We start from the raw sequence: 22133 nt of genomic DNA, 5'->3' as shown, positions 1-22133 counted from the left end.
GGAGCCTGCGCTATGTCAACACTTCCAAGCTATACCAGCGGTATCAGTCAAAAACCTCTTATCGGTATGACTATAGGAGACATGTTTGATACCACGGCAAACCGCTACCCGGATAACGATGCGCTGATCGTTTTACATCAGGGGATTCGATGGACCTATCAAGAGCTGCATGAACAGGTAAACCGTTGCGCACGTGCGTTCCTGGCACTTGGCGTGCGCCGCGGTGACAGAGTCGGCATCTGGTCGCCCAACCGCTACGAATGGACACTCACACAATTTGCAACCGCAAAAATTGGTGCTATTCTGGTCAATATCAACCCGGCCTATCGTACGCATGAACTGGAATATGCCCTGAATCAATCTGAAACCAGCTACCTGGTCACTGCAGATCGTTTCAAGGTTTCTGATTACCGCAGCATGTTGTATGAGCTGGCCCCGGAACTGAAAATGTCTGCCGAAGGTCAGCTGAAATCGCAAAAGCTGCCGTTACTCAAAGGCATCATTAACCTGGATGACCACAAACACCCAGGAATGTGGCGCTGGCAGGATTTTATTGAACTGTACAAAGAAATCCCGCAGGAAACCCTCGACCAGACGCAATCACAGTTGCAGTTTGACGACCCTATCAATATCCAGTACACCTCCGGCACAACAGGCTTCCCCAAAGGAGCCACCCTGTCTCACCACAACATCCTCAATAATGGCTATTTTGTTGCGGAGAGCATGGGGTTTACTGAAAAAGACAGACTGGTGATTCCAGTGCCGCTGTATCACTGTTTCGGGATGGTCATGGGCAACCTGGGTTGTGTTACACACGGTTCAACCATGATCTACCCTGATGAAGGTTTTGACCCTGGCACCGTTCTGCAGGCCGTACACCAGGAACGTGCTACCGCCCTCTACGGCGTGCCCACCATGTTCATTGCCGAGCTGGGGCATCCCGATTTTGAAAAGATGGACCTCTCCAGCCTTCGAACAGGGATTATGGCAGGTTCCTTGTGCCCTACCGAAGTGATGAAGCAGGTGATCAACAAAATGAACATGAAGGAAGTTCAGATCGCTTACGGCATGACAGAAACCAGCCCGGTATCCACACAAACCGGCGCCTCTGACTCACTGGAAAAACGTGTCACGACCGTCGGTCGGACTCAGCCACACCTGGAAAGCAAAATCATAGATCCAGCAACCGGCCGCATCCTGCCACGTGGTGAAATCGGAGAACTCTGCACGCGTGGTTACAGCGTTATGCTGAAATACTGGAACAACGAAAGAGGCACTCAGGAAGCTATCGATGAAGCCGGATGGATGCACACAGGCGACCTTGCGAGTATGGATGACGAGGGCTATATCAAAATCGAAGGTCGTATCAAGGACATGGTGATTCGGGGAGGAGAAAACATCTACCCCAAAGAAGTGGAAGAATTCTTATACACTCACCCTGATATTGCCGAGGTTCAGGTGACCGGCATTCCCGACAAAAAATATGGTGAGGAGCTGATCGCCTGGATCAAACTGCAACCCGGTGCCGACCCGATGAGTGATGAATCCTTGCGTGACTTCTGCAAAGGCAAAATTACTCACTTCAAAATACCGCGTTACTTCAAGTTTGTAGACACCTTCCCAATGACCGTCACCGGAAAAATTCAGAAATTCAAAATGCGTGAAATCTCGGTAAAAGAGCTGGGACTGGAAGACGTATAAGCATAACCACCGGATAACCCGTCCGGGTTATCCGGTGTCTTGCATTCACCTGTTACTCAACAATAAACTTGCCTTTCATCAATGCAGAATGTCCCGGGAAAGAGCAGAAAAAGCTCAAATCCTTGCCCTGCAGCCCAGCCACAGAAAACTCGACAGAGGTACTTTCTCCCCCTCCGATCAGGTCTGTCGCTGCCAGTACACGTGGATCATTATCCGGTACGTATTGATTGGCAGGTCCTGCCGCAATGGCGTCGGCCGCGAGCGCACTCAACTGATCCGTTTCGACCAGGACCCAGTTATGGCCCATGGCGGTTTTAGGCAGGTTGCCACTGTGGGTCAGCGTCAAGGTCACCGTTTCGCAGCCGGAGGGAACCGTCAGCTCTGCCTCAGAAAAACGCATCTGATCAGTACTGTCGATCGTCAATTCGCACGCAGACGCCTGAGCCAATACAGGTAAACACATCAGCACCAGGGCCAGAGTAAGGCTTCTCATCTTTCAATCTCCTGAAATTAAAAACAATCAAATGCTAGTGCGAATTGTTTTTATTTACAAGAGCGGAAGCCATTAATCAATGCAGTGTTGATCTGCAACAAGGATCTATAGAGATATTTTTGGCGTTCACAATCCGGCTTCTGTGGATTGTGAATCTCACCCTCATACTGATACGCCACCCGGCCACATAAACAGCTTCCCGTGTGCATAAACCCTTCCCTTCTTGCATTAGAATGGTCAAGCTAAAATGTAGGCATGCGCATGCAAAACATGCACTATTGCCCAGAACATAAGTACCTAACTGAATTCAATGGATCGAATGTAATATGAGAATACCACTAATACTGGCGATCGGCTTCTGGTTTGCAACTTCTGTCAATGCAACCCCCTTGTTTGAGTTGAGAGTTGGAGCCTCCTGGACATATGAGGTCGACGTAAAAGGCGGCACTAGCTATACCCTAGTCAATCACATTGACGATAAACACATAGTGGACGGTACTGTATGGTATCGATTAGTGGAGTTTGATGAGATATTTTGGATAACGAATACAAGCCAGGGACAAATGGAGGCGTTAAGCAGTATGACATCAGAGATGCCGCCCTCCTCTGGTGTAGAGATGCAATTGATATTCAAATTTCCAGCCGAACCGGGTGAACAATGGACCACAGTAGATGGTGATGTAATTACTTATCGGGGTAAACACAGGACCACTGTTCCAGCCGGAAGCTTTAGTTGTCATATCTATTTCATTGATATGGAAAAAGAAGGCTATTCAGAGTTCTGTATCGCTGAAGGTATTGGCGTCATCTATAACATCTTTGAACTCAAGGGATATCCCAAGGAAGTTGCCAAACTGGTTGATTATCAATAGGATCGCGAAAACACCTTCAAGGTAAAGAGCTGTCGAGGAGATCACTCTTCCAACAGCTCACTTTCATGCTGCAGCAGCAAACGCTTGCGCTCCACACCCCAACGATAGCCACTCAACTGACCATCGCTTCGTACCACGCGATGACACGGCACGATGACAGCAAGCTTATTCGCAGCACAAGCCTGAGCAACCGCACGCACGGCTTTAGGTGAGCCTATCTGACAAGCAATATCGGTATAGCTGACCTTACTGCCAGGCGGTACTGAACGCAGAGCATTCCAGACGCGCTCCTGGAATGCCGTGCCCTGAATATCCAGAGGAAGCTCAATTGCACTGCCCGGCACTTCTATAAAAGAGATCACTGATTCAATCAGACTGCTAAGCTCAGCCCCACCTTCTCGCAAATGTGCTTTACTAAATCGTGCCTGAACCAGCGCTGGCAAACTTTCCGGATTATCACCAAACTCAATGGCGCAAATACCACGGTCGGTCACAGCCACAATGACCCAACCCAGAAAGCACGACGCTATAGCGTAGCGAATCGTCAAACCTTCAGCCGCTTTTCGATAGTCAGATGGAGTCATCGCAAGACGATCACGACTTTTATCGTAAGCACGACTGCTTGAACCAAAGCCCGCATTGTAGATGGCCTCAGTAACAGTCGATTCACTATTCAGGCTGGCGTGAAAGCGCTGAGTCTGGTGTCGGGTAGCATATTGTTTCGGGGTCACCCCGACGACCTCCTTGAACAGGCGATGAAAATACCAGGGACTCAGGTTAGCACTAGCGGCAAGCTGCTCCAGCGTTGGAGCAGTCTCCGCCTGTTCAATATGACGGCAGGCCTGAACGATCAGTGCTACCGACGCCTTAGTGTTCTTTACCATCCCTAAAGCCTCCGGTTTTTATTCGCTGTAAGACAATTTGCGTCGTAAAAGCCCTAGCGGTCGGCCATCCATCGCTGCCAGCCCCAATCCAATCAGCAGCATTCCAGCAAGATGCTTCGGCTCAAGCTGCTCACCCAGAAGAGTTGTGCCCAGCAGAATAGCGCTGACAGGGATAAGAAACGTTACCAGCGCCAGGTTGGTTGCACCGGCTGTTGCCAGGATACGGAAATAGAGAATATAAGCGAGCGCTGTCGAAAACAAGGCAAGTCCGACAACCGCGCCAAAAACCTCCCGGGAGGGCAAAGGCTGCAACCAGGGCTGTTCAACCACCAACGCCAAAGGAATCAGGACAACTGCTGAGGCTGTCACCTGCCCAGTCGCTGTAACCAGAGGAGAGCAGCCCAGAGTGCGAAAGCGCCGACCAAAAATACTGGCACACGCGTAGGATATTGCCGCGCCTAGAACAGCCAGCTGAGCGAGTGTGTTGACGTTAATACTCTCAAGCGCATCGGCCCCCACCATGGCGATCACACCAGCAATTCCGAGCATAACCCCGATAAAGCGCCCCCTGCTTAACGTTTCATCACTGGTTAAATAATGTGCCGCAATTACCGTAAAGAAAGGGGTTGATGCATTAAGGATCGATGCGTGAGCGCTGGTGATATATACCTGCCCCCAGACAATCAAACTAAAAGGGATCATGTTATTCAGAAACCCCATGCCCAGAAAAGCCGTCCACACCTGCCGGTCCAGAGGCATTCTTAACCCCATTGCCACAATAATCACATTGAGCGCAACCGCCGCAAGCCCAACACGTAGCGCAACGATGGTCAGTGGACCAAGAGAATCAACGGCTACTTCAACAAAAAAGAATGATCCTCCCCAGAGGGCTGACAGGGCTATCAGCAGAAACCACTCCAGTGATCCCATTGAACGATTTATGACTTTCATGTGCATTCGGCCTTCCGTTTTTTGAATGCACTTAACTTAGGAGAAGTGGAAAACAACAACACTCCGATTCTTGCGGTCTCGAGTAAGAGACTCTTTCCCACCAGAGTGAACCCGCCTTCTGAAGCGCTTGCGGGTCAGGTCTGAGGCTGTATACCCAGCTCTTTTTGCAGGCGTTTACTGAGTCCAAGTGATACGATTCGATAAGACTCTGATAAGTAGTAACCTAACTCATCATCCAGCTCACGGGATGTGCTGATTTGCTGAATCCATTTCATCCCACGGTTTGCAAAGTACGGAGCAGGAATATAGCCATCCAGATCACGGAGAAAATCAAAGTTCAAATCCGATACCTTAAACGTAAATGCAGGTTGCTTATCCTTGCTCCAGCCACCAATCGCAAACACTTTGCCGCCAACTTTCCATACATGAGCACCACCCCATTGCACAACATGGGTTGTCGCAGGTAATGCGCCACAGAACTGATTGAATTCTTCATAGGTCATGCAGGCTATCCCTCCAAGACAGTGATATCTGACTCAGTGTGTTTAGCGTCCTGAAATAACAATGCATTTGTCGCTAAACTTTCAGGTGATAGACGGTATATTCGCATTGTATCAACACAGTAGGCACCCAGGTTTTGGTAAAATTCGATAGCTGGGGTATTCCAATCCAAACAGCCCCACTCGAGCATTTCACAGCCACGCTCCAGAGCATGCTGCGACAAAAACTGCATCATGATATGACCCAACCCTTTTCCGCGCAGCGCATCATCAACGTAAAAACCATCAATGTATAACCCCAGGCGTCCAGTAAAGGCTGAGCTTTTTTGATGAAAATAGGCAAAAGCAACTACATTGTCATCGTAGACGCCAAAAACAGCCTCACCCTGCCTGGCGGCAAGCAGCCGCTCTATTCGCTCCGGTGTCGCAGTAATCTTATCGGACATTTGCTGAAAAGCACCCAGCTTTTTCATGAAGCTCACGACCAATGCCGCATCTTCAGGAGTAGCAAACTGCAGAAAAAACGACGGATCTTGAGTCGCTATACGTTGCATAATTTCGTCTCTTACAGATTTATATGACTAACTTGTCAGAATCATTCAAATAACAGACCCATTAACAGCCAGAAGGCTTAGCGCCCAGCCATCGACGTGCCAGTATATGAGTCAATCCAGCCACCAGAACACCGCATCCGACACCCCAACTAATCAGTGCAGAGTCCAGCAAAAAAACCAACAAACCCAATACAGCACCCAGTGGCAGAATCGTCAGCCACCTGGCCTGCCCCTGCCGCCAAATCCACCAGTAAGCAGGGGCACCGAACAGAATGGCAGGAAGAACACCAAACAGAAGCGTAGCCTGAAACCCGACCCGAAACGCAGCAGATGACGTGAAGAGCTCACTTGGTGAGATCTGCTCAAGGAATAAAAACAGAAAAGCCATGGCAAGCGCCACGGTCAGTAAAGACACTGCTGCACATGCGATTACCTGAATCAGCTGGCGCACATCTTGAGTCCTTTTCTGCTACAGAATTAAATGGACAGTTTAAAATTTACGGGTTGTTTGGAAAGTATCACAGTATGGATGTGGTAGCTATGCTGTAAGCTTATATTACTAGAGTCGGCAGTGAGATCACGCATGTAGCAGCGGCATTTCAACCGCTTATACCGAGGTAAGCCTTAAAGTACAGTCCGCACAACAAGCCTAACCAAGATAAACGGTAGTGGAATGTGGTTGTTTGCAAAAAGGTTTGATAAAGTATATCTAATTCAATTAGTTAATTTGGACAGAGATGTGCCATGACCATTCTGAAGCAAAAGGATTTTACTGAACACACCAATCCACGTTTAGCGGCCGGTGAACAGCAAGAAAAAGATGTCGCTTTTTACCTCCGTCGCGCATTTAAAAATAATGAAAATTTTCTTGTATTAAATGACTACCGCTTCACCTTTAACGAAGAAATTGCACAAATTGATCACCTAGTGGTGCATCGAACTGGTTTCATCATCATTGAGTCCAAGAGTATTTTCGGTGAAGTTAAAGTTAACAGTCATGGTGAGTGGTCAAGAAGCTACAAAGGCCAGTGGACAGGTATGCCTTCACCTATCATTCAAGCAGAATTACAGAAAGACCTCTTGCGCAAGCTTATGATCGCCAATGTGGAATTATTTCTAGGAAAAATTCTTGGCATCCAAACACAAGTTACTCATCGTGAATGGGATGTTCTTTGTACCGTCTCGAACAACTGCATTCTCCATAGGGAAGATATTCCCAAAAGCATTAGCAAACAAGTCATCAAAAGCGAAAGCGTTGCTGATGAAGTAAAGCGTATCGGTGGCTACTCAAAAATAGGTTCTTTGCTTTCAACGAAACCGGTATTTAATGACGAAGAGCTTAAAAATATCGGTGAGTTTTTGCTTGAACGATGCCTATCAAATGTAACTACAAACGTATTATCTTCGACAAATCATGCAGAAAAGTTAGAATCTGAAACAATTGAACAGCCTATCGTAACTAAAATAGAGGCTATTAAAGAACAACCAAATAATGAAAAAACGATCAGTTTAGCATGCAAGAAATGTGGCGAAACTGAAAAACTCACCGCTCAATATGGCAAATACGGATACTACGTTCAGTGCGGTGTCTGTGAAACAAATACATCGATGAAAACACCCTGCCCTGCTTGCGGAAACCCTAAATCACGCATTAAAAAGCAAGGCAACCATTATTGGCTGACCTGCGACTGTAGCTATAATGAGGTCTTGTTTGTGAATAAATAAGTACAAGCTTCTCAGAAGTTCTACTCGGCATTGGAGGTGGCCGTCTCTATATGCTTCTCCAGTTCCTTTAGAATCTTATCTTTATCAAAGATTATGCTGTTCTCGGTATGCCGACAAGCATCGCCTTCTTGCCGGTAGTTACGACAACCCCAAAATTCGCCATACTTACCTTTACGCAACGTCAATTCAGCACCACATTTAGGGCAGATAGGAACCCAGTGTCTGCACTCTGAATTCACGCATACTTTAAATCTATCTACGCGTGTCATGGGGCTACCACACTGAGCGCACCCTCGTTCTTTGTGCGAACATAACGGATATTTATTGCAGCCAAAGAACTTGCCGAACTGGCTTTGGCGTGAGACTAAGGTGCCAGTTTTACACTTGACGCATTTAAGTAAATGAAATAGCTGTTGGGCCAGCGATGCTTCAAATTCGTTAAGTTCAATTTTATAGTCGTTCTTTAACAGCTCAACAACGAAGTCTGAGGCAACAGCCATATCAGCAACTAAATAGGCTCTTTGCTTAGCTCGGGTAAGTGCGACATAGAACAATCGCCTTTCTTCGGCGTGTTTATACGCTTCTAAAGGCGGGAGCAATGCTTCCAGTAAGGGGTGGGTGACCTTTTCGGAAGGAAATCCATGCTTACCAGCTTCCAACCCTAATACAACAACATAATCCGCTTCTTTGCCCTTCGAGGTGTGAATAGTCATCGCTTCTATATTCAAAGCTGGGTATTGTGCTCGAAACATTTTGAGCATATGGAGGTCAGGTAAATAGAAACCAAACCGACTCAGAAAATAAACCTTACTGTTTGGCTCAGCGATGCTGGAAATTCTTCGCAGAACCCTTGCTGTGCGGCTTTCAGCATCCGGTTTTTGGTCATTATTATCTGCCCGCATTAGCGAGACTGTCGGCCTTCTCTCGACTCTATTTGATTTGAGTTCTTTTTTGATCTGATTTGGATTTTGCAGCACGAACTGAGTAGCAACCTCTCCAATCGCGCTATTGAAACGGAAAGTTAGATCCAGAGGTGTAATGGCTGTCGTTCCAAATACTTGTTCAAATTGCGTCGTAAAGGTTAAATCACTCCCTGTAAAGCGATAGATCGCTTGCCAGTCGTCCCCGACACAGAATAGAGAAGAATCTGGCGCACTATCTCGCAACGCTTTCACTAATCGTGCTCTAGGGTCAGAGATATCCTGAAATTCATCGACTAAGATAAACCGCCAAGGGCTTTTGAACTGGCCCATTTCAACGTATTTCAACGCTTTGTTGATCATATCGTCGAAATCGATATATCCTTGAGCATCTAAAAATGCCTGGTAGTCTTTCAGAATAGGTGTTAACAATCCAATCGCTGCTCTTACCTGATTTTGGTTGGGTGCAGCCTGGATTGTCCTTTCCAGTTGCGCAGGTTCGAAGCAATTTGCACGATAACGTTTTAACAAATCCTTGAGTAATATAGCAAAGTGATTAATTGCTCCAAACTCTCTCAGGGTATTGAGTACAGCATCTTCTGGTAGTGGCTCAAACTCTGCATTCAGTGAAGTGAGCTGCTCTTCAATTGAAGTCAGTAGTGTTCCTTCAAGATTCTGGTAGTGAAATAGTTCGATCAATTGAGTTTGATGTTGCTGATGGAGCGAACGCTTCCACTCCATTCCCTCGTGATATTTATCTCTATCAATATAGGGGGCTGTATTTCTGTTTCGATCAATACCAAAGTATTCAATGTAAATGCCGTGTTCTGGCAAATAGAAGTCTGGCTGATACTGTCTATGAAGCACTGTAGCTGTGTGATGCTCATAGGCGGCTTCATACTCGTATTCGATACCCAGCTTAAAGAGATGATTGGCAATCAAACACTCACCCAAGCTCTTAACCAACTCGCCTTTAAGTGTGCGGATATCATTAGCCAGAATGAAGTCGAAATAAGCCCCTTCAGATTCGAAATCGAAAGGATTCGCTTCTGGATATAGATATTTTTCGAAGTAATCCAGCGTTAACTTTTTATAGGCGGGTTCTTCAAGATGCTGTGCATGCCAATTGTTTATATGCCAAGCCAATAAGGTATCGTCTTCGGCCAAAGGGCTCAGCGAAGGTTGCTCCCCTTCAACTTTGGCAATAATATTCTTGCCCAGTTTGTGAAACGTACTCGCCGTGATATGGGTATGCCCTAGCCGGTTTTCGATACGTTCTTGCATCTCAGCGGCAGCTTTGTTGGCAAAGGCCAACATCAATATTTGCTCTGGCTTCGCTTGCTTACTTTCTAGTAAGTACCCTGCTCGACCAACCATCACACTGGTTTTACCTGTGCCGGCACCGGCTAACACCAAGTTGTTGTCTTCATCGACAATACAGGCTTCACGCTGCTTATCGGTTAGCGGCTGACTTTCTACAGTATCAAAGAAATCACGATAGGCTTTTAGCTGCTTGGCCACATATCGGTTTTGGAACTGTCGCCAGCCATCGCTGTCCTTATTCGCAATATCAGCTAGCAATTTAAAAGAAGCTGAATCAGGCTGATCGTTCCAATCCGCTTCGGGTAGCACTTTGAATGTTGAATAGGCTTTCCTGACATACGCTTGTGCTTTTTCTATTCGAGACGTTCTGGGATACCCTCGCCCTAATATACGTCGTACCGCTTCATCTACTTTTCTTATCGAGGGTGCGATCTGAACCAGCCATTGCGCACGCAGCCAAACAAAAAATTCATTGGCTGTATCATGAGTCAAACCCTTCAGCTGGATATTTCCATGAACCGTTTTAATGTTAACACTAGAAAAGAAAATTCCTTTCTTGACTACCTTGGACAGATCGAAGTCGTTTAACTCAACAGCAACAGATTGCGAACCATTAACAGATACTGAAACCTTCCCATCTGCAATATTAAGCACAGCCGGCTTGGCCCCAAACAACTTTGGCAACCAGTGAGGTGAAATCTTCAATTCGAAGGTCGCTGTGCTATCTGTTACCAACGTTTATTCCGGTAATGGATGAGTCGATGAAAATGACAGTAGTGGCGTAGTAGCCGTATAAACGGTTCAGCAAAACTTCGCAAGCGAGTCATGGCACTGCCCTGATCTATGTGCAGCACAGCTTCAGCCAAGCCGCCAAAATTAGCCAGCACATCGTTTTCTGGTCGTAAAAATTCAAAGTTCACTGATTTCAATACGTGTTGCGCGTTCATACTTATCCTTACAGCCCTAGCTGATGACCGATACAACCATATTGAATGCTATCATCATTCTAACTATCGAGCATCTGCCCCAGGTTGTAGCTTAATACACTCATGAATATCACTGCCGCAGGCCAGTAAGTACCCACAAAAAAAACCGCCTCAATGGGCGGGTTCTAGGCTTAGAAGGTATGCTTAACCACATGCAAGCTGTGGTTCGTCACGGCAGCGTTCAGCATCCTCGCTGCACGCTGCCCGACAGGCTTCCTCACGCAGAAGTCGCTTTTTCTCTGCTTCTACAAACCGAGTAAGGATCTGCTTCATAAGAGGCTGGTAACCAAGACCATGAATCTTGGCAAACGCTCACCGTACGATTTTTTCCTTTTTAAGAGGTGCATCCTATGTGAGTTATGTGACTTGCCTTAAAAGCCATTTAGTACCAAAATTAGGTAATTGTTGGTATCAGCGAGGATAAAAAGCATGGCTAAGAACACAAGTATTTCGCTTGGTGATCACTTTGATAGCTTTATTGCACACCAAATTAAAAGTGGACGTTACGGTTCTGCAAGTGAGGTTATTCGTTCAGCTTTACGATTACTCGAGAATCAAGAGACTAAACTACAGACTCTTCGACAACTGCTTGTCGAAGGTGAGCAAAGTGGTGACGCTGACTATGAGCTAGATAGTTTTATCAATGAACTCGATAGTGAACACATACACGATGAAACCATTTAATCTGACAGCAGCAGCCAAAACGGATTTACGTGATATCGCTTTATTTACTCAGCGTCGGTGGGGCAGAGAACAGCGAAATATCTACTTAAGGCAATTTGATGATGCATTTTGGCTTTTAGCTGAAAATCCCGATATGGGTAAATCGTGCGATGAAATCCGAGACGGCTACCGAAAATTTCCTCAAGCTAACCATGTCATTTTTTATCAACAAACAGGGAGCCAACAAATAAGGATCATCCGTATTTTGCATAAGAGCATGGATGTGAATCCAATACTTGGAGCATAACAAGCCTGTCAGGATAGGCCATATCAGGAAGGTCACGAACTACCGTATGAAACAGTTGAGGTGCAATTTACTAAGGAAGTAATCGGAGGAGATTTTACAGAATGAGTTTTTGTCCGGTTTTTGTCCGGTCAGTATTCACTTACCGCCGAACACCCGGAATTTGGTGGAGTCTAGGGGGATCGAACCCCTGACCTCAACGCTGCCAGCGTTGCGCTCTCCCAGCTGAGCTAAGACCCCATCTCGTCAGGACGGGGCGTATATTAAGCCCGCCCCCCGTCCGTGTCAAGAGCCGTTTTCAGATAATTTTCATTTGTTTAGGTTGCAGCCGTTTGTCGCTTCAGAATACCGACCCATTCCAGTGACCGAATGGTCAGGACTGCCATGTTTCGCTCGACCCACTTGCCTGGCATGCTGTGGAACAGCCAGGCTGCTGTGATTAAGGCCATCGGTAATGCGCCGCAGATAAAGTCGGTGAGCCAATGAGCCCCCACCAGCAATCGCGGTGTCCCAAGAGCGATAACCACCGGCACAACAACCCACAAATATTTGCCGCGGAAACGGTAAAAGCAAAACATCAGGAAGGTAAAAAAGCCAATACCGTGATCGCTGGGATTGGAAGAATGCGATGCATCCTTGGTCCGCTTGATTTCCGGGAACTGCTCTGTCACCTTGACGGCATGCTCATACACCAGTGTCGGGCTGTCCCGATTCGGAAACAGCCCTCCTGCACTGGCTTGTACACTGAAGGCGGCACCCATCAAGACGATAGCACAGCAAACACGTACCCGCTCACGACCGTCCGCACAGGCAAAGTAAAAGCCTACCGACGCCAGCATGAAGCCACCTGACAGCAGATCGATCCAGCGCTGGTTGGCCAGTGCAACAAACTCAGCCCAGCTGACCGACATTACCAGCCAGCTGTTCAGAATTTCGAAGACATCTCTGTCGACACCATCCCAGTAACCCAGGATAAAGGTCACTACCAGCGCGAGGGCCAAAAACTGCAACAGAAAAAAACTGGCTGCATCACTCAGCTGTAATTTCATTCTGCTGACCTATGGCTGCAAACTCTTTTTCCCAGCGCTTGGCCTCTTTTTTGGAAGCGCCACCCAGTTGATCCAGTGCAAAACGGACACGTGCACGACTCATATCCGGTCCGAGAATCTGCATCGAATCAACGACGGATACGCTCTGCGAAGTGCCGGCAATCGCAACAAACAGCGGGAACAGGAAGTCACGAACCTTGTACCCCATGCCCTCACCCAGCGTTTTCAAGCCACTGAACAAGGCATCCTTATGCCACTGGGTCTGTTTATCCAGATACCAGGAAGCAAACTGCAGAATACGGCGACAATCTTCCTGGGTCAGGGATTTGTGCGCAAAGCTGTCAGCCGTGACAGGCAGCATACCGGACAGGAAAAAACCAGCCAGGGGTGCAACATCGGAGAATTTTTCAACACGGGGCTGAATCAGCGGAATGATCTGCATCAGATATTCCGGGTTCAAAGCCCACTTCTGGAATTCAGCAGCAAACGCCTCGGTGGAAAGGTCTTCCCGTATCCACACACCATTCAGCCAACTAAGTTTTTCCTGATCAAATACCGGTCCTCCGAGAGATACGCGGGTCAGATCGAAATGGCTAAACATTTCATCACGGCTGAATTTCTCCCGCTCATCCGGCATGGACCAGCCCATACGCCCCAGGTAGTTGAGCAGGGCTTCCGGAAGATACCCCATGCGCTGATAATACAGAATGCTGGTCGGATTTTTGCGCTTGGACAGCTTGGATTTGTCCGGATTACGCAGCAGTGGCATATGACAGAGTTTGGGCATGTCCCAGCCAAAGTACTCATAAAGCAGTTTGTGCTTGGGTGCCGAGTTGATCCACTCTTCTCCACGGATCACATGGGTAATCTGCATCAGATGATCATCAACGATGTTGGCCAGATGATAGGTCGGCATACCGTCGGATTTCAGCAGAATCTGTGCATCCACTTGAGCCCAATCCAGTTCCATGGGTCCACGCAGCATATCATCGATGACGCAGACACCACTTTCCGGGACACGCATACGCACGACAAACGGCATACCGGCAGCACGGCGACGATCAGCCTCTTCAGCAGGCAGTTCCAGATCACTCTGCTTCAGTGCTGTATGGTCACCGCTGGCCCGACGTGTTTCACGCAGTTCATCCAGCTCTTCCGGCGTACGGAAACACAGAAAAGCATGACCGGCTTCGACCAGGTGCATCGCATAATCTTTGTAAATGTGTTTACGCTCGCTCTGACGATATGGGCCATGAGGTCCACCGATGTCAGGGCCCTCATCCCATTCAAGTCCCAGCCAGCGCAGCGAATCCAGGATGGCCTGTTCCGATTCCGCGGTACTGCGCGTCTGGTCAGTATCTTCTATACGCAAGATAAACTCACCGCCATGTTGACGGGCAAATGCCAGATTAAACAAGGCAATATATGCGGTGCCAACGTGCGGATCACCTGTTGGTGACGGCGCGACACGGGTACGAACTGTCATAGGAATCGGTCTCTGTGCTCAGGTTAAACAAAACCGTAATTATAGCCTGTAGACCGGCTTTGCGGCTATGGCATCCGATTGAGCCATATCAACGCATGAATCGATAAAAACGCACCATTATTGAGCACGCATTCAATCACCCGACAAGGCAAAAAAACACACTAAAAACAATAAGTATTTGTTTTTGATAGAAAATCAAAAACTGGCACGGCAAATGCTATATATAAGACAAGATTTACTGAGCGCACAACGCCAGCAAATCACTTTTTTTTCGCACTCGAGGGGCACTGCGAGACCGCCGCATCTTAGGATGCGGCGTTTTTTTTGCCTGTTTTTTACCCTTCCCCTGCTCTGCTTCCACTTACCCGACGTATTGGCTCTACATCACTGATTGAACAGGAGTCTCATCGGGTGAAACGCACTCATCTCTACTGGTTTACACAGGATCTGCGCCTTGATGATCATGCTGCGTTGTTGCGTGCCGCTCAGTGTGACCGACTGCTGTTGGTGTACTGTCTCGATACCGACCCGGCTCAACCCAATCGCTATGGCTTGCAAGGGCTGGGACCGCATCGCTGGCGTTTTCTTCATCAGGGACTTCAAGATCTGCAACAACAACTGAAGCCGCTTGGGCAAACGCTGCTGGTGCTTCAAGGCTCGCCGGTTAAACAACTGTCACGCCTGATAACAGAGCATCAGGTTCACGCAGTGTTCTCCTCCGAACCTGCTGGTACTGATGAGCAACGCATCTGGCAGACACTGCAACAAAAACATGACAGTGTCAGCTTTATACAACTCAACACCTACCGGCTGTTTGAGCAAGAACAGCTGCCGTTTTCACTGTCGGCCCTGCCTGAGACCTTCAGCAACTTTCGTAAACGTGTGGAAACGCTGGACCTACTGCCGCCCTTAAACCCTGTCACTCAGCTGCCACCGCCAGTTTTTCAGCAACCTGATGATCTGCTGATACCCGCGCCCTTGCCTTGCAATCACGAAAATCCGTTTCGAGGTGGCGCGACACCTGGTCTTCAGCATCTGTCTGACTATTTTGCCAGCCAGGCGCCACAAACCTATAAAATCACCCGTAATGCACTGGATACCTGGGAACACTCCACCAAGTTTTCACCATGGCTGGCACAGGGAAGTTTGTCAGTACGACGTATTCTGAGTGGTCTCCGCCAACATGAACACAGCATGGGTGCAAACGAATCCACCTACTGGATCTACTTTGAGTTGTTATGGCGTGAATACTTTCAGTGGTATGCACTCAAGCACAAGCAGCGCCTGTTCAACTTCTCCGGATTGAGGTCGAGCCGCCCTCTGACCAGCTTCTATCCGCAGCGGTTTCGATCCTGGTGTGAAGGCAATACACCTTATGCTGCAGTCAATGCCTGCATGAAACAGCTGAAGGCTACAGGTTACCTTTCCAATCGAGGACGTCAGTGGGTAGCCAGTTGTCTGGTCAATGAGTTGCAGTTGGATTGGCGTTACGGTGCTGCCTATTTTGAACAGCAACTGCTGGATTACGATGTCGCCAGCAACTGGGGAAATTGGCAATATCTGGCAGGTGTAGGCGCGGATCCCCGAGGACTGCGGCATTTCAATTTGCACAAGCAGGCACAGGAATATGATCCGGATGGCAGCTTCATCCAACGCTGGGGTGGCCAGGCACAAACGCCCTACATGGATAGCGTCGATGCAGCAGACTGGCCTATACTGCGCCACTGAAATAAAAAAAGACCCTCAGCCCCAGGGAATAATTGTTGTATGAAGACCCGAATCAGAGATATTCGACGCATGGACCTCACCCGCGCCGCCTATCAGGTCATGCTGGAGCACGGTTTGGCAAACACCACTGTCGCCCGTGTAGGTGAGCAGGCTGGTATGTCGCACGGTATCGTCAACTATCACTTCAAGAATAAAGGTGAACTGCTGAATGCCGTCGTGCGTTATGCGAATCGCCTGATCGGCGATCGCGTAGTGGCGCTGATGCGTGAAGCAACAACCCCTCGGGAAAAACTGTCTGCCGTACTGGGGGGATATTTTGATCCGGAGATTTTTAACCCGGAAAATGCACGCGCCTGGCTGGCGTTGTATGCGCAAACCCCAAAAAGTTCGGGGTTTGTCAGACTCCAGAACCTGATTTACAGTCGCCTTCAGAGTAACCTGTTGTGTTATCTGAAAAAACTCATGCCACTGGAGCAGGCTCTGGATGTGAGCCGGGGACTGAGTCTGATGATGGATGGTCTATGGCTGCAACAGGCGATGGATGGTTGCGAAGTGCCCTGCTCTCTGGCACTTCGCATGACCGAATCCTATCTGGACTGCATGGTAGAAAAACACGGGGCGGGTCAGTGATCAACCCCGTGTTCATTCTGCACTGAGTTGTCTGTATCAGAAGGTCTTGCTGATCGAGAACACCACCGTATCATCGAAATTAGGCGTATTCTTCACGCTGCTGTTGACATAGTGAAGACCAAAATCAAGACCGGCCAGGTGCTTGGTGGCGCCAAGACTCCAGTCACGGTAGGAACTGTCATTATCGGGTTTGGAATAACCGAAGCTCGCATCCATCGACAGCCCGTCCATCACCTCATAAGAGGCAGACAGATTGTAATAATGGACCTTGAAATCAAAATCGCGTTTGTAGGCAAAGCTCAGGAAATCCCAGGAGAGCACACCTACAAACTCGGTAGAGTCGGTCTCCTTACTGTCATGCGATCCCGGAAAAATGTAACGCGCCAGGCTGACATCATAGCCCAGCTCTCCCACCTCACCGGCATAGCCGACATAGATATCAATCTCGACACCATCAACACCCTCCACCAGCGCACGCTCCGAGACACTGGAGCCCCAGGTGCCAACATAGAGTCCGCTTTCATGGTTATAATCCAGCCCTCCCTGGAGCGCAGGTCGGCCATTCGACAGGCTATAACCGCGTGATACGTAATCAGAAACCAGGCTGATGTTGGCCGAAAATGGCCCATCTTCTGCAACAGCCGGTGCAACGCTAAACATGGGTACCGCAGCAATGAACGCAACTGGAATCAGTTTGCTACGCATGGTGTTCTCCTGAGATAAGAAATATCAAATATATGTGCTTTGTATGCCGATACAGCGGATGCCGTATCGGCCTTTTACCAACTTCTGTTCAGCCACTCGTGTGAACCCTGTGTACCACCGCCTGAACATCTTCACGTTTAAGGAAAAGCATGGAGTAGATACCCATATAGAGTGTGATAACGACCAGACCGACCCACTGGATCTCAAATGGTGTGAACTGATACAGCAGAATGATGCCGTACATCAGCGTCCAGTTACCCAGTATATAGGCAGGTTTTCCAAAGCGCTCAACCGTCATACCAAGATTCTCGGTATAGAGGCGGATCAATGAGTCCAGCGAGTTGATCACAAAGATAATGCCCACCACGACCATGGCCATTCTCAGATAACCTATGATTTCCTGATCAAACACAAAGTGGAAGTAAAGCACTGCAAACCAGATGGCCAGCGGGATAGATGGGAACACCAGCAATGCCACCAGTAACTGCCAGGCTTTCAGCCCGCCCACAAAGCGGGCGACAAACTGGCCGATCATGATGCTCCAGGCAAACCACCAGAAGAGATAAAATTCGTGATATTCGGTAATTGGCGTGACAAAACGATGGAGGTTGCTGAAGTATCCACCAACATTGCTCAGGCTACTCGCCAAGCCCCCGACGCCCATACCAGAGCTGAACCAGATGGCCGCAATCAGTGCAAAGAACAACCAGGTTGAACTGACACTGAGAATTTTGACATATTTGATATCAGTGCTGGACATCACCGCTGCCATCACAACCGCTGCCACCAGCAGATAGCGAACAGGATCACTGATCCCTTCAATATAATCAGGCAGATAGCTCAGAAACAGGAAACCGGTGAAGGCACAGGTCGTGATGATGACAAAGTTGTTGACGATCTTGACCACCGGGATCTCGAACAGCTTCAACCTGGGCTCAACAACACAGAAGTAAAACGTGGTCAGGAAGTAGAGCCCCCAGACCAGAAAACCCCAGAAGCCAAACTCAATCGCCAGCGGATTGGTGAAAGCATACGCAGAATCTTCTGCATATACCGGAAACTCTGTCAGCGGAAACATGATCAGGCCAACATCCAGGCCTGATGTAAACAGAATAGCAATAAAGGTAAACAAGGATACCGGCATGGTTCCTTTACACTTCAGATCACCCCAGCGCAGTACAATCAGCACTGCTGACACAAGGACCGCCACAAAGGCGATCGATAAAATCATCTGCATGATTTTCTCCTATTGTTCTTTTTAATAACGCGTATTGATCTGACTCACACCACCCTAAAACTCAAAAAAACTGTACCACCAAATAAAAAACTTGATAAACATCAAGTAAAATCAATATTACTGTTGACAGCGAACAAAACTGTCGTGATAGCGACACTTATTGCGGCATATGCGCCCTGCCTGTTGCAATGCACCCTGTTTGCAAGGTTTACGAAATCATCATAATTCCGTCATTCGGATGAAATATTCCGGCCCTAGACTCTCGTTCGAAAGCTTAAATCACTTATCAGAGTTCGTTCGAAGGTCAGATATGGAATTATCCGAGCGTCAAATCAAAATACTCGCCTGGCTCAAGCAAGCGGGGGGACAGCTCTCCAGCCAGGAGCTGACCGATGCATTTCATGTATCTGTACAAACCATTCGCAAGGATCTCAATGAGTTGAGTGACCGGGGACTGGTACAGCGGGTGCATGGCGGTATTCGTTTACCCTTCCATAACCGCAACCTGTCATTCCAGACCCGTCAGGTCATCAATCTGGATGCCAAGCGTCGTATCGGGCAAACCGTTGCCGCGCTGTTACCCGAAGGCGCCACCATTTTTTTGGGTATTGGTACCACACCACAACAGGTTGCCGCTGCCTTGATCGATCATCCGGGGCTGCAGGTCATCACCAACAACCTCAATGCCGCCATGGCGCTCTGCCATAACCCGAAAATCGAAACACTGCTGACAGGTGGGCGCATACGTCCTTCCGATCAGGATCTGATGGGGGAAGATGCTACCCGCTTTCTGCGCCGTTTCCAGGTGAACTACGGCATTTTTGGTATTGGCGGACTGGGGCCTGAAGGCGAACTGATGGATTTTTCGCCGGAAGAATCACACCTGTCCCGCGCCATTATTGAAAACAGTGATCTGCGTATTCTGGTCGCCGACAGCAGCAAGTATCTGCGCAAAGCTCCTGTCCGCACCGCGACCCTGAGTGATACAGACCTGTTTGTAACCGATCAGATCACCCCCGAGCTTGCCAGCCTGGCTGAAGCCGCGGGTATTGAATTAAGAGTCTGAGGAGGCTCAATGAGTCAATTGGAAGTGCGCCAGCTGCGTAAACAATGGCAGGAAACACTGGCCGTCAAAGATATCAGTTTTGAAATTGCCCAAGGGGAGTTTGTCGCCCTGCTCGGCCCATCCGGCTGTGGTAAATCCACCACCTTGAAAATGATTGCCGGACTGGAAGATCCATCGGCCGGATCGATTCACCTGAACGGCCAGGATATAACCCATCTGCCACCCGGCAAGCGAGGTCTGGCAATGGTATTTCAGTCCTATGCCCTGTTTCCTCACCTGAGTATTGCCGAAAACATTGTCTTTGGTCTGAAAGCCCGTGGCGTTGGAGCACTGGAGCGGGATCAGCGACTCAAGCGTGTCACCGATCTGGTGAATCTGGGTGACCACCTGGCCAAAAAGCCTTCACAACTGTCAGGTGGACAGTGTCAGCGAGTCGCTCTGGCAAGAGCCATCATTGCCGAAGCACCCCTATGCCTGATGGATGAACCTCTGTCGAATCTGGATGCCAAGCTGCGTAATGAAATGCGAGTTGAACTGCGTGCGCTACAGCAACGCCTGGGGATGACGGTGCTCTACGTCACTCATGACCAGGTGGAGGCCATGAGCATGGCTGATCGCATTCTGTTGCTGAATCAGGGTGAAATTGCCCAGTGCGGAACACCTAACGCTCTCTATCAGACACCGGAAAACACCTTTGTGGCACGCTTCATCGGCAACCCACCCATGAACCTGCTCCATCAGGACAGATCGATGCTAGGCGTGCGCCCCGAACATATCCGCCTGGCAGAAACCGGCATCGCCGCTGACGTGCAGCGTTGTGATTACCATGGTGCCGACACCATTATCGACGCCTGCCTGCCTTCACTGTCACAGCAGTTGATCAAGTTGCGCCTGCCCGGACACCAACTGCTTGCGACAGGCACCCGGCTTAACCTGCAGTGGTTCAGTGATGACCAGCACCTGTTTTGCAATACCACCGGGCAACGTCTGCCCGATTACGCTCAACCCACGCTCACAACCCACTCTTTAATCCAAAAGGAGTTACACCATGTTACGCAGCACTAAGCGCCTGCTGGCGACCGGCTTTACCGCATTCGCACTGAGCACCGTCGCCCATGCGCAAACAGAGCTCACCATGTATTACCCCATCTCAGTGGGTGGACCGCTCACCGATGTGGTGGATGGCATGATCAGTGAATTTGAGGCGCAACACCCGGATATCAAAGTCAATGCCATCTATGCAGGCAACTACAACGATACCCGGGTCAGAGCACTTGCGGCGTTAAACAGCGGACAACCGGCACAGCTATCCGTGCTGTTTTCCATTGATGTACACGAATTGATGGGCATTGATGCCATCGTGCCATTCGACGAAGTCGTCGAAACAGATGAGGAGCGTGCCTGGCTGAACAGCTTCTACCCCGCTCTGATGGAAAACGGCGTGGTTGATAACCAGGTCTGGGGTATTCCCTTCCAGCGTTCAACCATTGTGATGTATTACAACAAGGATGCCTTCCGCACAGCGGGGCTGGACCCGGAACAACCACCCCAAACCTGGGAAGAAATGGTTGAAATGGGCCAGCAACTCACCGTACGTGGCAGTAACAACGAAGTCGATCAGTGGGGTCTGATGATTCCATCCACCGGCTATCCTTACTGGATGTTCGGTGCCCTGGCGATGCAGAACGACGAAGTGCTGATGAACAGCGAAGGAAACGAAACCTTCTTCAATAACCCGGGTGTGGTAGAGGCACTGACCTACTGGCAGGACCTGAGCGGCAAATATGCGGTTATGCCGCAGGGAATGATTGAGTGGGGCACCCTGCGTCAAAATTTCCTGGAGCAGAAAACAGCCATGATGTGGCACTCCACCGGCAACCTGACCGCTGTAAAAGACAACGCCAGTTTTGACTTTGGGGTTGCCATGCTGCCAGCAAACAAGCGCCTGGGTTCACCAACCGGCGGAGGTAACTTTTACCTGTTCAAGGATGCCAGTGAAGAAGAGCGCCGTGCTGCCCTGCAACTGGTACGTTTCATGACGTCTCCGGAACAGGCAGCTCACTGGAGCATTGCCACCGGCTATATGGGCGTCAGCCCGGCATCCTATGAAACGGATGCGCTGAAGGCCTATGTTGCCGACTTCCCACCGGCTGCCGTAGCCCGTGACCAGCTGGAGTACGCCACTGCCGAGCTTTCAACGCATGAGTCTGGCCGTGTCCGCAAGCTGCTGGATGATGCCATTCAGGCCGCATTGAACGGACAGCAATCCGCTCAGGAAGCGCTGGACAGTGCACAAAATCAGGCGCAGCGTATTTTGTCTCGCTACTGATACTGCCCAAACCGGTAGCCTCCCTGG

General features: G+C 49.1%; 22 protein-coding genes and 1 tRNA gene. 10 read left to right on the top strand and 13 right to left on the bottom strand.

The window, feature by feature from the left end; all coding sequences use genetic code 11:
• The first annotated feature begins 12 nt into the window (after positions 1-12).
• Positions 13-1701 (top strand): AMP-binding protein, encoded by a 1689-nt coding sequence (locus ADINL_RS07400; RefSeq protein WP_036545847.1) that lies wholly within the window; start codon positions 13-15, stop codon positions 1699-1701.
• A gap of 52 nt (positions 1702-1753) precedes the next feature.
• Here ADINL_RS07400 and azu read toward each other — a convergent pair whose 3' ends face one another.
• Positions 1754-2194, bottom strand: a complete 441-nt coding sequence (azu, locus tag ADINL_RS07395) for an azurin (RefSeq protein WP_036545843.1) — start codon at positions 2192-2194, stop codon at positions 1754-1756.
• A 326-nt stretch (positions 2195-2520) separates the two neighbouring features.
• Between azu and ADINL_RS07390 the strand changes: the two genes are divergently transcribed.
• Positions 2521-3066, top strand: coding sequence for a hypothetical protein (locus tag ADINL_RS07390; RefSeq protein ID WP_036545841.1), 546 nt, complete (start codon positions 2521-2523; stop codon positions 3064-3066).
• Positions 3067-3107: 41 nt separating this feature from the next.
• Here ADINL_RS07390 and ADINL_RS07385 read toward each other — a convergent pair whose 3' ends face one another.
• From ADINL_RS07385 to ADINL_RS07365, 5 genes are all read right to left on the bottom strand, one after another.
• Positions 3108-3950, bottom strand: a complete 843-nt coding sequence (locus ADINL_RS07385) for a methylated-DNA--[protein]-cysteine S-methyltransferase (protein WP_051632643.1) — start codon at positions 3948-3950, stop codon at positions 3108-3110.
• 18 nt (positions 3951-3968) lie between these two features.
• Positions 3969-4901, bottom strand: a complete 933-nt coding sequence (locus ADINL_RS07380) for a DMT family transporter (protein ID WP_036546326.1) — start codon at positions 4899-4901, stop codon at positions 3969-3971.
• A 134-nt stretch (positions 4902-5035) separates the two neighbouring features.
• Positions 5036-5404, bottom strand: a complete 369-nt coding sequence (locus ADINL_RS07375) for an MmcQ/YjbR family DNA-binding protein (RefSeq protein WP_036545837.1) — start codon at positions 5402-5404, stop codon at positions 5036-5038.
• A 5-nt stretch (positions 5405-5409) separates the two neighbouring features.
• A complete protein-coding gene (locus ADINL_RS07370) occupies positions 5410-5955 on the bottom strand; it encodes a GNAT family N-acetyltransferase (protein ID WP_051632642.1) in 546 nt (181 codons plus the stop codon).
• Between the two features lie 61 nt (positions 5956-6016).
• Positions 6017-6406 carry a hypothetical protein gene (locus ADINL_RS07365; RefSeq protein WP_036545834.1) on the bottom strand — a complete coding sequence of 130 codons (390 nt, stop codon included), beginning with the start codon at positions 6404-6406 and terminating at the stop codon, positions 6017-6019.
• A 293-nt stretch (positions 6407-6699) separates the two neighbouring features.
• On the opposite strand from ADINL_RS07365, the gene ADINL_RS07360 reads away from it, so the two are divergent.
• Positions 6700-7680, top strand: coding sequence for a nuclease-related domain-containing protein (locus ADINL_RS07360; protein WP_036545830.1), 981 nt, complete (start codon positions 6700-6702; stop codon positions 7678-7680).
• A 20-nt stretch (positions 7681-7700) separates the two neighbouring features.
• On the opposite strand, the gene ADINL_RS07355 is transcribed toward ADINL_RS07360, so the two are convergent.
• Together ADINL_RS07355 and ADINL_RS07350 are read right to left on the bottom strand one after the other, a co-directional pair.
• Positions 7701-10658, bottom strand: coding sequence for a UvrD-helicase domain-containing protein (locus ADINL_RS07355; protein WP_051632641.1), 2958 nt, complete (start codon positions 10656-10658; stop codon positions 7701-7703).
• Positions 10652-10870: a hypothetical protein gene (locus tag ADINL_RS07350; protein ID WP_036545827.1), complete on the bottom strand. Its 219-nt coding sequence runs from the start codon at positions 10868-10870 to the stop codon at positions 10652-10654. The genes ADINL_RS07355 and ADINL_RS07350 overlap by 7 nt, the downstream gene beginning before the upstream one ends.
• Positions 10871-11338: 468 nt before the next feature.
• Here ADINL_RS07350 and ADINL_RS07345 point away from each other — a divergent pair, with 468 nt between their 5' ends.
• Both ADINL_RS07345 and ADINL_RS07340 read left to right on the top strand, forming a co-directional pair.
• Positions 11339-11593, top strand: coding sequence for a type II toxin-antitoxin system ParD family antitoxin (locus ADINL_RS07345; protein WP_036545822.1), 255 nt, complete (start codon positions 11339-11341; stop codon positions 11591-11593).
• On the top strand, positions 11580-11879 hold the full coding sequence (locus ADINL_RS07340; RefSeq protein WP_036545818.1) for a type II toxin-antitoxin system RelE/ParE family toxin: 300 nt from the start codon (positions 11580-11582) through the stop codon (positions 11877-11879). Before ADINL_RS07345 ends, ADINL_RS07340 begins: the two co-directional genes overlap by 14 nt.
• Before the next feature lie 161 nt (positions 11880-12040).
• Here the strand turns inward: ADINL_RS07340 and ADINL_RS07335 are convergent.
• The 3 genes from ADINL_RS07335 to gltX all read right to left on the bottom strand — a co-directional run bounded on the left by ADINL_RS07335 (position 12041) and on the right by gltX (position 14411).
• Positions 12041-12116, bottom strand: a tRNA-Ala gene (locus ADINL_RS07335).
• Between the two features lie 77 nt (positions 12117-12193).
• Positions 12194-12925: a phosphatase PAP2 family protein gene (locus ADINL_RS07330; RefSeq protein ID WP_051632640.1), complete on the bottom strand. Its 732-nt coding sequence runs from the start codon at positions 12923-12925 to the stop codon at positions 12194-12196.
• Positions 12906-14411, bottom strand: a complete 1506-nt coding sequence (gltX, locus tag ADINL_RS07325) for a glutamate--tRNA ligase (protein WP_036545815.1) — start codon at positions 14409-14411, stop codon at positions 12906-12908. The genes ADINL_RS07330 and gltX overlap by 20 nt, the downstream gene beginning before the upstream one ends.
• A 411-nt stretch (positions 14412-14822) precedes the next feature.
• Between gltX and ADINL_RS07320 the strand changes: the two genes are divergently transcribed.
• Positions 14823-16139: a DASH family cryptochrome gene (locus ADINL_RS07320; protein ID WP_036545812.1), complete on the top strand. Its 1317-nt coding sequence runs from the start codon at positions 14823-14825 to the stop codon at positions 16137-16139.
• Between the two features lie 39 nt (positions 16140-16178).
• Positions 16179-16769, top strand: coding sequence for a transcriptional regulator BetI (gene betI, locus ADINL_RS07315; protein ID WP_051632639.1), 591 nt, complete (start codon positions 16179-16181; stop codon positions 16767-16769).
• Positions 16770-16805: 36 nt separating this feature from the next.
• Here the strand turns inward: betI and ADINL_RS07310 are convergent, their stop codons facing one another.
• Complete coding sequence (locus ADINL_RS07310) at positions 16806-17474, bottom strand: TorF family putative porin (RefSeq protein WP_036545809.1); 669 nt, start codon at positions 17472-17474, stop codon at positions 16806-16808.
• 88 nt (positions 17475-17562) lie between these two features.
• Positions 17563-18711: a BCCT family transporter gene (locus ADINL_RS07305; protein ID WP_036545807.1), complete on the bottom strand. Its 1149-nt coding sequence runs from the start codon at positions 18709-18711 to the stop codon at positions 17563-17565.
• A 310-nt stretch (positions 18712-19021) separates the two neighbouring features.
• On the opposite strand from ADINL_RS07305, the gene ADINL_RS07300 reads away from it, so the two are divergent.
• Genes ADINL_RS07300 through ADINL_RS07290 form a run of 3 tightly spaced genes read left to right on the top strand, consistent with a single transcriptional unit; the run spans position 19022 to position 22106 of the window.
• Positions 19022-19777: a DeoR/GlpR family DNA-binding transcription regulator gene (locus ADINL_RS07300; protein ID WP_036545794.1), complete on the top strand. Its 756-nt coding sequence runs from the start codon at positions 19022-19024 to the stop codon at positions 19775-19777.
• 9 nt (positions 19778-19786) lie between these two features.
• The gene (locus ADINL_RS07295) at positions 19787-20842 is read left to right on the top strand and encodes an ABC transporter ATP-binding protein (protein WP_036545792.1); all 1056 of its coding nucleotides are present in this window, start codon (positions 19787-19789) and stop codon (positions 20840-20842) included.
• Positions 20826-22106: an ABC transporter substrate-binding protein gene (locus ADINL_RS07290; RefSeq protein WP_051632638.1), complete on the top strand. Its 1281-nt coding sequence runs from the start codon at positions 20826-20828 to the stop codon at positions 22104-22106. Before ADINL_RS07295 ends, ADINL_RS07290 begins: the two co-directional genes overlap by 17 nt.
• The last annotated feature ends 27 nt before the right edge of the window (positions 22107-22133 follow it).

Origin of the sequence: Nitrincola lacisaponensis (assembly GCF_000691225.1) — a bacterium.
GTDB classification, from domain to species: domain Bacteria; phylum Pseudomonadota; class Gammaproteobacteria; order Pseudomonadales; family Balneatricaceae; genus Nitrincola; species Nitrincola lacisaponensis.
This window is presented reverse-complemented; position numbering and strand designations above follow the sequence as displayed.